This window comes from Nocardia sp. NPDC052001, assembly GCF_040680615.1.
GTDB lineage: Bacteria > Actinomycetota > Actinomycetes > Mycobacteriales > Mycobacteriaceae > Nocardia.
The window spans coordinates 53,408-60,845 of record NZ_JBFAXC010000022.1; the positions used below are offsets into that span (position 1 = coordinate 53,408).

Sequence of the window (7,438 nt, forward strand, 5' to 3'; positions counted from 1 at the left end):
TTGGAACGCACAGACCGCGATGGCCCGCAACTCGGTGTTCACAGCGGATTCTCAACGGGCTGCTGCGAGTCTGTGCGCGTGACAAACCCTGTGACGGCGCCTGTTTCGCCCGCGCGTCAGTTGTTGAGCAAAGTGCCCGAGATCAGCGTGCTGTTCTGGCTGATCAAGATCCTGTCCACCGGAATGGGGGAGACGTTCTCCGATTTCCTGGTGAACACCTTTCCGCCGGAGGTGGCGGTCGGTGGCGGAGTGCTCCTGTTGAGCGTGAGTCTGTGGCTGCAATTCCGCGCGTCGAGGTATCAGGTGTGGATCTATTGGACCGCGGTGGTGATGGTGAGCATCGTGGGCACCATGGTCGCCGATATCGTCGATTTCGTGGCGGGTATTCCGCTGCCCGCGTCCACGATCGCGTTCTCGATAGGGGTCGCGAGCATTCTGGCGGCCTGGTACCGGAGTGAGAGAACACTTTCCGTGCACAGCATCACGACGCGGCGCCGGGAGGCGTTCTATTGGGCGACGGTCATGACGACCTTCGCCCTGGGCACCGTGGCCGGGGATCTGACCGCTGCGACCCTGCACCTGGGTTACCTGGCCTCGGCGGTGTTGTTCGGCGTCGCGATCGCCGTGCCCGCGGTCGCTCATCGCTGGTTCGGGATGGGCGCGGTCGCGGCGTTCTGGTCGGCCTACGTGGTGACCCGCCCGCTGGGTGCGTCCATTACCGACTGGCTGGCGTCATCGCATTCGGACGGGCTGGGATTGGGGACGGGCTGGATATCGCTTGCGGTGACGATTCCGATGGTGGCCGGAATCGCAGTGGCCGCTCGCCGAGAACGACTACGGCGCAATGAGATCTGAATGTCGGAATAGCCGGGACGACGTGGTCTGTGCCGCACTACGCGCTCTCGGTCGGTGAGAAATGCGTGGGTCGTCGGTCTTCGCGGGGGATGCCGAGACGTCGCTATGCCATTCGATAACACTCCGGGCAGGCAGGCCGTGTCTCTCAGCGTGTCCACAGCGAGGCTGCGGCAGGGTTGCCGGCATGACACCGTTGATCGCCGAGGACCTGCTGTGGCTATTGCATGATGACCGCACCGGGGAGCCGATGCTCGCCCGTCCGGTCATGGACAGATTGCTGGCCGGAGCGGTGTTGCTCGAACTGACCAGTGTCGCACCGGATCGGCCGGTGCCCGCGGTGCGAATCGTCGAGAATCGCCGGGCGCCGCGCGCGGTCGCGAACCTCGATACGCCGGTGGCGGACTCCGATGGCATCCTGCTCGCGGCGCGGGCCGCGATCGCGGGTAAGCCGCGGACTCCGGCCCAATTGCTCGACGGGCTCGGGCGTGGCTTGCGAGACGATTTGCTGATCCGATTGATCGCGCGGAGCCGCGTGCGATGTGAGCGCACGCGCGTACTGGGTGTGTTCGGAGTCGATAGCTGGCCCACCGTCGACGTGGTGGGAAAACGACAGCTTCGCTCGCAGTTGCAACGGGTACTGCTCGACTGCCATCCCGCGGATTCGCGGATCGCGGCACTGGTCGCGCTGCTGTCGTCGGTGCGCGCGACCGGCGCCCAATGTGCTGGTTGGGCACCGGATGTGGTGGAGCGGCATGCCCGCGCGCAGCAGCGTGAGGGCGTGTGCGCGACGGTGGTGCAGGTGATCGAACGCGCCGTTCACACCACTCAGGCGGGCCTGTTCACCGGCGCAGTCTGATCGGATGATCATGCGGCCCGCTCGGTGCGGAACTGGTTTCCGGCACCGAGCGCCCGCTGAGACCGACTCGCTCTCACACACCCAGGGCGGCGGCGAACACCGGCCACGAGTCGTGCAGATCGTCCTGCCAGTACGGCCAGGCGTACGTGCCGTTGCGGAAGACGGTGGTGGCCGGGATGCCCAGCGCCGCAAGGCGATCGGTCAGGGACCGGGTGCAGTCGTGCACCACGGTTTCCATGGTTCCGCCGATCGCCATCCGGTCGGTCAGACGCGGGACATCACCGCCGATCGAGGGATCGGCGAGGGTGTCGTGGATGCCGGGCATCCCATTGCCCGCCGAAATGTACAGCGCCACACCGCGTAACCGCTCGGCATTGAGTACCGCGTCGTTGGCCGCCCAGGCGGGATCACCAGGGGACCACATATTGTCCGGGTTCGCGCCGAACAGCCGAAGTTGCGCCCGTACCATCGCCCGCGACGCCGGATCGTCGGTGCGCGGACAACCGCTGTACGAGCCGACCGCCGCGAACCGCCCCGGTGCGGCGGCGGCCAAAGCCAAGGCCGATCCTGCCGACATCGAGGTTCCCACAATGGCATTGGCGCCGTTCAGCGCGAATCGATCGGACAGCACGGCGGGCAGTTCATCGAGCAGGAAGCTCGACCATTTATTGCGTCCGAGCACCGGATCATCGGCGGCCCAGTCGGTGTAGAGCGAGGCGCGACCGCCGATCGGCTGGATCACCGTCACCGGTTTATCGGCGAAGAACGCCGCTGCGTCGGTGCGCTGGGTCCAAGGCCCGCCCGCTTCGCCGCCGTCGATCGCGTTGAGCAGGTACAGGGCGGGCGCGGAATGCCCCGGGTGGGAAATCCACACCGGGACAGCCCGATCCATCGCCGCCGAATACACGCTGGCCTCGAACTGATTGCCGCCGAGCGGCCGTACGCCCAAGAGCGCCGGACCGTTGCCCGGATCGGCGTGCGCCGCAGCGGGCAGCAGCGCCGCCAGCAGCAGGCATATCGTCGTGAGACCACGCAGCAGGCGGCGAGTCATTATGTGTCCCTTCTGAATACGAGGGTGTCAGTGACAGTTGGAAGGTGCCGGAATGCCCGCGAAACGGTCCGACAGATAGTTCATCGCCCGCATCGCGCCCGGCAGCATCGCGGTGGCGTGATCGCCGCCGATGATGTCGAACTGCACGGGAGTGCCCGCGGCGCAATAGCGTCCGGCCGTGGCCAGCGCTTGATCGAGCGGCACCTGATCGCTGCCGCCGTGCCACTGATAGATCGGTGCGCGCGGCACCTCCGGGGCGACCTCGAGCGCATTGTCATGCATGGCCGCGATCATGGTCGGATCGTTTTCCATGCCGCGGTTGAACATTTCGCCGATCGAGTGACCCGCGCCCGCGGAGATGATGTCGTCGGTGCAGGCGTTGGCGATGCGATCACGCAGTGCGAATCCGGCCGGGGTCAGCGCCCGATCCAGTGGCAGCGCGGACGGGTACTCGCGTTCGACGCCCATCGCCACCGCGAACCCGAGTCCGAACAACGGATGCGGGGTATCGCCCACGGCGATGGCCATCTTGCCGGGGTTCACCGGCAAACCACCCTGTGCGGCACCGACAATCGGCAACTCGGGCGCGTACTCGGGTGCCAGCGCGGCGGCGAAACCGGTGGACATCGCACCACCGGAGTAACCCGCCATGCCGACCGGGGACCCCGCGAGCCCGGCGAGTGCGAAGCGCTTCACCGCCCGAATGCCGTCGAGGGTGATCTGCCCGCCGAGGCGAGCCGCACCGTAGGCACTGGTCGGCCCAAGGTGATCGGGCACCGCCAGCGCCCACCCGCGCGCCAGCAGCATATTGAGCGCGCCCGCCTCCTTGAGGCCGCCGTCGAACAGCGCGTGCGAGGGAGCGCATTGCAAGCCCAGGGAATTGACGAACGGCTGATACGACAGCAGTGGACGATTCGCACCGCCACCGGCCGGAATGATCAGGGTCGTAACAGCCGGGATGGGTGCGCCCTGGGAATTGGTGGAGCGAAAAGACAGCTGCCACACCGTGGCCCCGGGCCACGGATGCACGGCCACCGGCCGGGAACCCAGAATGTCTCCGGGTGCGAAGTCACCGAGATTGGCGGGACCGTAGTAGAACCCGTCGGGCTCGGCTATCGGGTAGAGCGCGCCCGCGTGTGCGGCCGGGGTGGCGATGGCAAGCGCTGTCGTCGCTGCCGCCATGGCGACCAGCGCCCGGATCAGCACCCTGGGTAGAGCCGAGGTGAGCATCGGTGTCCCTTCGGTTGGTCCATCCCCCGAGTAAGACTTCGTCCAGATGGTAGCCAAGGGTTGGCTCAAATATGTGATCTGCACCACACTGGCTGGTCCGAAGGTGAAGTTCTAAGGCGGTTATCCCTATTCCCCTGAGGTTCAAGCACGTTTGCTACTCGCTAGCCATTCTCGGTCAAGGCGGGTGGGTCTTGCCGCGCGGCTCGCACGAGTCGGTTGCCAGGCGGCCATCGAGACGTTTGCAAAGAGGCTTTGCAAACTACCTTTGCGTGAACTACGGTCGGAGCCATGGCAGATCGACCACCCGTTCGGGCCATCACCGATATCGCCGTTCTGCGTCTGCTCGCCCATCCGCTGCGCCGCCGGATCGAAGAACAGCTGCGCAAAGGCCCGGTGAATGCCACCTCATTGGCCCAGGCATTGGGCGAGAGCACCGGCCTCACCAGCTATCACCTGCGCCAGCTGGCCAAACACGGCTTCGTCGAGGAGGTTCCCGAACTCGCCAGCGGCAAGGAACGTTGGTGGCGCGCGGTGCCAGGTGACCGCCGCTTCCCCGTCTACAGTGAACAGACCGACGAAATGCGCACGGCCACTGCGGAAATGACTCGGCACAACCTGGCCGAGCTGGTCGAACTCTACGAAGCGTACGAGCGCGCGGCGCCCGAGCTGGGCGAGTGGGCCGACGCATTCCTGTTCTCGCGCGCCACGATTCGCGTCGATCCCGCACGGCTGCGCGAGTTCTTCGAGGAATACATCCAACTCGTCCAGCGCTACGGCCTGGCCGACGACTCCGATCCCGACCGAAAAGCCGTGCTGCTGCGCATGTTCGGCTTTCCGGAGATCTGAAGACCGCTCCAAGGGGCTAGCCATGAACCACCTCCCTGTCAGCCGCCTATTCGCCGTCGCATCTGTGCTCGCGCTACTCATGGCGGTCTTGTCCATAGCCCCGGCCGGACCGGCTACCGCCACAACGCCATTCGACTGCGACGGCTTCACCTGCACCGACGTGACATTCACGGGCGGCAACGACCTGACCCTGCACGGCACCGTGATCGGCCCGGCCGAGCCACACGCGCAGATGCCCGGGATCGTCTTGGTGGGCGGCTCGGGTCCGGTACCCCGCACCCAAGTCCAGTACGAGGCGCGCGCTTTCGCCGCGGCGGGACTCACCGCACTCGTTTACGACAAACGCACGGACGGCTACTCATTCGCCCGTCGAGACTTCTCGTTATTGGCCGACGACACCCTGGCCGCAGTCCAAACCCTGCGCGGCACAACGGGTGTCCGAGCCGATCAGGTCGGGGTCTGGGGATTCAGCGAAGGCGGCTGGGTCGCCCCACTCGCGGCATCACGCTCCGGCGATATCGCCTTCCTGCTCACCCTCGGTGCATCCGGCCTGAGCCCCCTGCGTACGCAAACCTGGAGTCTGGCAATGACATTGCGCCATCGCGGCGCGGGCGGATCACTGAGCGACACCATTGCCGGTCCCGCCGCCCGCCTACTCGGCGACACCGGCGCATTCCCCGAGGCGAACTTCAACCCGCTACCCGCCCTCGCCGCCCTGCGTGTTCCCGTCCTCGCCCTCTGGGGCCAATACGACGTGCAGGTACCTCCCGCCGAAAGCGCCGCGGTACTGCGGAACACACTCACCGCCGCACCCTCGGTCACCATCGACTTCCTCCCCGATACCGCACACAACGGCCACTCGACCACCGACGGATTCGACCGACTCGGCACCGCACCGGGCCCGGGAGCGCCCCGTGGAGCGTTCGCACCCGGCTACCTCGACACCATGACCACCTGGATTCACCAGGTAACGGGCGGCACCCTACCGCCGTCGTCCGCGGCCACCCCACCGTCCCAACCTGTCACCAGCAGCGATCCCGGCCACGGCTGGACAACCTCCGCGCGAACACAACTGGCCCTGATCGCTGCCCTGGTTCTCGTCTTCACCATCTGGCTGTGGCGGACGTTTGCTCATCGCGATACCCACGCCGGTTCGACCACCCGACGCCGCACCCGCGCACTGGGGGCACCGGATTCATGACGGTACTCGCTACGGTCGCCTACGCAATCTCGATCCTCGCCTTCAACGCTCGAACAACCGGCCCGATCATCGCGTCGCGTCCATTGGCATGGCTCGTCCTGCAACTGCTGGCGGTGCTCACCGCCGCATTATTCGCGGGCAGCGCACTGGCGGCGGTCCGCACGAAACTGCCGATACGGCAACGATTCTCACAGGTCGCTCCGCTTCTCGCCGGTTGTCTGTGGTTCACATGGTCGATCACCTGGGGATTGTTCACCTTCTGACGGCAGCGCAGCCCCCGCATGCGAGGATTGCGGTGCGTTCGATGCTCAATCAATAAGGGAGACTCGGTGTCCGCAAGATTCGTTGGGGTCGGCATGCTGTGCGCGGGACTCATGGTCGGCGTAACCGCGTGCGGGGGTTCGACAAACAGTGAATCGCGGTCACCCGCCACGGCGACGTCGGCCGCATCGGTCGCCGATCAATGCCGCGCCAAACCGTGGCCGCTCGCCCTGCCCGATTGGCGGGGACAACGGCTCGACTCGGCGATTCAAAGCGACGGTGCGTGCTTCCACGTGACGACCGCCAGCGCGCCCGATGGACACAATGTGCTATTCGACAGTGGCGACAGCCCAACGTATTTCGTCGTCGATCAGAGTCCGGCCCCCGGCACGGTGGTTTCCGAGAGACAGCCGATCACGGTCAAACTCGCTCTGACACAGGGCGGTTAGTACTACGACGACCCGAGCGGGCGGCTGGTCCGGTTCGACGCTGCATTCATCCGATTAGATACCCCTGCGAAAGTACGCTCCGCCGACGAACCCCACGACGAAATACACCACTGCCCACACCGGCCCGGGCTGGCCGAAGGCAGCCAGTATGACCACCATGGAGACTCCGCCCAGTATGGGCGCTGACGCCCACCAGCGGCGAAGCGGGTTGCGCGAACCATCCGCCATGGACGCGGTGGAGCTGATTGTCTGCACCGTTCCTCCTGGTGGCCTACCGTCATACATTGCCTTTGCTGGTTAGTTGCATGCCTGTTCCCCGATGGCTCGCTGGCAGGCCACCATCCACTGCGCGCGGGCCGCCCGGTATCCGAGAGTGATGAGGCGTACCGTCGAAACCGCGGACGGAAGGGGTTTGTATGACCGTCGTGTGGGTGATAGTTGGCATCGTCGTGTTCGCGATTGTCTTGGATCGGGCCCTCGTCATCGCGGAGCGTCGGGGCTGGATTTCCTCGCGCAGCGAGTCGACAGGCGGCGGTGGGGCGGGGCTCTTCGGGGAATTGCAGGCGCTGGTGGCCCCGTCGAGTCAGCACACCCAGGACGCTCCTATAGATGTCAAGCTGCCGATGCCGACGTGCGGAAGTCGGTTCGGAGGGCTTGAAATACCTCGCGTGCGAGATACCGCTTGAGGC

8 protein-coding genes are annotated in these 7,438 nt (G+C 66.0%); 5 read left to right on the plus strand and 3 right to left on the minus strand.

The window, feature by feature from the left end; all coding sequences use genetic code 11:
• The first annotated feature begins 132 nt into the window (after window positions 1–132).
• Both AB0L82_RS42600 and AB0L82_RS42605 read left to right on the plus strand, forming a co-directional pair.
• Window positions 133–855 (plus strand): hypothetical protein, encoded by a 723-nt coding sequence (locus tag AB0L82_RS42600; RefSeq protein WP_364651005.1) that lies wholly within the window; start codon window positions 133–135, stop codon window positions 853–855.
• A 184-nt stretch (window positions 856–1,039) separates the two neighbouring features.
• Window positions 1,040–1,711, plus strand: a complete 672-nt coding sequence (locus tag AB0L82_RS42605) for a GPP34 family phosphoprotein (protein WP_364650984.1) — start codon at window positions 1,040–1,042, stop codon at window positions 1,709–1,711.
• Window positions 1,712–1,784: 73 nt separating this feature from the next.
• Here AB0L82_RS42605 and AB0L82_RS42610 read toward each other — a convergent pair whose 3' ends face one another.
• Both AB0L82_RS42610 and AB0L82_RS42615 read right to left on the minus strand, forming a co-directional pair.
• Window positions 1,785–2,762: an alpha/beta hydrolase-fold protein gene (locus AB0L82_RS42610; RefSeq protein WP_364650987.1), complete on the minus strand. Its 978-nt coding sequence runs from the start codon at window positions 2,760–2,762 to the stop codon at window positions 1,785–1,787.
• 27 nt (window positions 2,763–2,789) lie between these two features.
• Window positions 2,790–3,992 (minus strand): lipase family protein, encoded by a 1,203-nt coding sequence (locus tag AB0L82_RS42615; protein WP_364650990.1) that lies wholly within the window; start codon window positions 3,990–3,992, stop codon window positions 2,790–2,792.
• Window positions 3,993–4,280: 288 nt separating this feature from the next.
• Here AB0L82_RS42615 and AB0L82_RS42620 point away from each other — a divergent pair, with 288 nt between their 5' ends.
• Genes AB0L82_RS42620 through AB0L82_RS42630 form a run of 3 tightly spaced genes read left to right on the plus strand, consistent with a single transcriptional unit; the run spans window position 4,281 to window position 6,302 of the window.
• On the plus strand, window positions 4,281–4,838 hold the full coding sequence (locus AB0L82_RS42620) for a helix-turn-helix domain-containing protein (RefSeq protein ID WP_364650993.1): 558 nt from the start codon (window positions 4,281–4,283) through the stop codon (window positions 4,836–4,838).
• A 22-nt stretch (window positions 4,839–4,860) separates the two neighbouring features.
• A complete protein-coding gene (locus tag AB0L82_RS42625; RefSeq protein ID WP_364650996.1) occupies window positions 4,861–6,039 on the plus strand; it encodes a hypothetical protein in 1,179 nt (392 codons plus the stop codon).
• Window positions 6,036–6,302 carry a hypothetical protein gene (locus AB0L82_RS42630; protein ID WP_364650999.1) on the plus strand — a complete coding sequence of 89 codons (267 nt, stop codon included), beginning with the start codon at window positions 6,036–6,038 and terminating at the stop codon, window positions 6,300–6,302. The genes AB0L82_RS42625 and AB0L82_RS42630 overlap by 4 nt, the downstream gene beginning before the upstream one ends.
• 501 nt (window positions 6,303–6,803) lie before the next feature.
• Here the strand turns inward: AB0L82_RS42630 and AB0L82_RS42635 are convergent.
• Window positions 6,804–7,004: a hypothetical protein gene (locus tag AB0L82_RS42635; protein WP_364651002.1), complete on the minus strand. Its 201-nt coding sequence runs from the start codon at window positions 7,002–7,004 to the stop codon at window positions 6,804–6,806.
• Window positions 7,005–7,438: the final 434 nt, after the last annotated feature.

Coding starts and splice junctions, on each gene's coding strand:
- AB0L82_RS42605 (WP_364650984.1), top strand. CDS start 1,040: ATGACACCGTTGATCGCCGAGGACCTGCTGTGGCTATTGCATGATGAC.
- AB0L82_RS42610 (WP_364650987.1), bottom strand. CDS start 2,762: ATGACTCGCCGCCTGCTGCGTGGTCTCACGACGATATGCCTGCTGCTG.
- AB0L82_RS42615 (WP_364650990.1), bottom strand. CDS start 3,992: ATGCTCACCTCGGCTCTACCCAGGGTGCTGATCCGGGCGCTGGTCGCC.
- AB0L82_RS42620 (WP_364650993.1), top strand. CDS start 4,281: ATGGCAGATCGACCACCCGTTCGGGCCATCACCGATATCGCCGTTCTG.
- AB0L82_RS42625 (WP_364650996.1), top strand. CDS start 4,861: ATGAACCACCTCCCTGTCAGCCGCCTATTCGCCGTCGCATCTGTGCTC.
- AB0L82_RS42630 (WP_364650999.1), top strand. CDS start 6,036: ATGACGGTACTCGCTACGGTCGCCTACGCAATCTCGATCCTCGCCTTC.